Source organism: Frankia sp. CoWAU3, assembly GCF_977971855.1.
The window spans coordinates 32,090-34,026 of the sequence record NZ_CDWWXB010000009.1; the positions used below are offsets into that span (position 1 = coordinate 32,090).

Consider the following 1,937-nt stretch of genomic DNA (forward strand, 5'->3'; position numbering starts at 1 on the left):
CCGCGCCGGCGAGGGCCGCGAGTTCGGCCAGCACCTCCTCCGGCGGGGCCCAGGGATCGAGGGCGAGGGCGTGGGTCGGGTCCAGGGCGGGCACGTCCACGTGCGAGATCAGCGGGTGGTGTGGTCGATGGTCGTCCTCGCCCGCACCGAGGAGCTCCTCATGGAGCTTCTCGCCGGGGCCGAGCCCGGTGTAGACGATCTCGATCGGCCGGTTCTCCCGAGCCACGAGCCGGGCGGCCACGTCCGCGATGCGTACCGGCTCGCCCATGTCGAGCACGAGGGCCTCGCCGGGTGATCCCAGCGCCCCGGCCTGCAGGACCAGTTGCACCGCCTCGTGGATGGTCATGAAGTACCGGGTGACCTCGGGGTGGGTGACGGTGATCGGCCCGCCGGCGGCCAGCTGGCCGGCGAAGACGGTCAGGACGGAGCCGTTGCTGCCCAGGACGTTGCCGAACCGGACGCTGACCAGCGTTCCGCGGGCCCGGCGGGCGAGGCACGCGGTGAGCCGCTCGGTGATCCGCTTCGAGTAGCCGAGGGCGCTCGTCGGGTTCGCCGCCTTGTCCGTGGAGATGTTGACCAGCCGGTCGACGCCGCAGGCCACGGCCGTCTCCAGGATCGTCAGAGTGCCCCAGACGTTGGTCTTCACCGACTCGCCGGGGAAGCGTTCGAGCAGCGGGAGGTGTTTGAGCGCGGCGGCGTGGAAGACGACCTCGGGCCTGCGCTCCGTGAACAGCGTGGTCATCAGGTCGATGTCGCGGATGTCGCCCAGCACGATGGCGTCGTCGTCGAGCATCGCCCGGCCGGAGATCGACAGCTGCACCGCGCGCAGTGCCGACTCGTCCCGGTCCAGCATGATCAGTTCGGCCGGTCCGTAGCCGGAGATCTGACGGCACAGCTCCGAACCGATCGATCCGCCCGCCCCCGTCACGAGCACCCGTCGGCCCGCGAGGTAGCTCGCGGCGGCGGACATGTCGGTGCGGATCTGCCGCCGGCCGAGGAGGTCGGCGAGGTCGAGGTCGCGGATGTCCCCGACGCCGACCCGCCCGTCGATCAGGTCCGCGACGCGGGGAAGCACCTTCACGGTCAGCCCGGCGCCCTCGGCGATTGCGCTGATCTCCCGCAGCAGTGGGCCGTCGGCGCTGGGGATCGCCACGAGCAGGGTCCTGGCCCCGGTCGACTCGGCGACGGCGCCGATCCGCTCCCGGCCACCACGTACCCGGACCCCGAGTAGCTGGAGGTTGTGCGTGCTCGGGTCGTCGTCGAGCAGCGCGACCGGGTAGCAAGGACTGTTCCGGGTGCGCAGCATGGCCGCCAGTACCCGTTCAGCCCCGTCACCGGCGCCGAACACGAGGAGCGGTTTGGCGTGCTCCCTGCTCGGCCGACGGAGGTGTTCCTCGGTCAGCCGCCAGAGGTAGCGGATGCCGAACATCACGACCAGGGCCACCGCGCCGCCCAGCGGCGGCACGCTCAGCGGGACGGGTCTCGGGGAGCCGAACGCGGCGATGACGACGACCACGCTGACGACCGTGAGCAGGACCGACACGAGCAGGCCGAGGACCTCCTCGAAGCCGCCGAAGCGGTAGCGCCCCAGGTAAAGGTGCAGGGCGGTGCCCAGGAAGTGGAGCACGCAGACGGCGAGCGTGCAGATGACCCAGAAGCCGAGATCGCTCAGCGCGCCGAGCGTGAAGTCCAGGCGGCCGATCTGGGCCGAGATGAGGCCCAGGACCAGCGCCGCACTGTCCAGAGTGATCTGCAGGCCGACCCGCTGACGGAGGTTGAGCCGGGAGACGCGCCGTGCGATGTGCGCTGTCCACCGACCATGACCCACTCCGTCTACTCTACGTCTCCACATGAGGCCATAGAGTAAGCGTGGCTAAGAGTAAAAGAATGACTACCCATCGAGTATGTTGAGTCGGTCTTCGATGACGGTGAGTGGT

At 70.0% G+C, this 1,937-nt stretch carries 1 protein-coding gene; it reads right to left on the bottom strand.

Annotation, left to right across the window (positions count from 1 at the left end; translation table 11 throughout):
* On the bottom strand, nucleotides 1-1,852 hold a 1,852-nt coding region (locus tag AC08ON_RS02225), incomplete at its 3' end, for a polysaccharide biosynthesis protein (RefSeq protein WP_476616363.1).
* Between the last annotated feature and the right edge of the window lie 85 nt (nucleotides 1,853-1,937).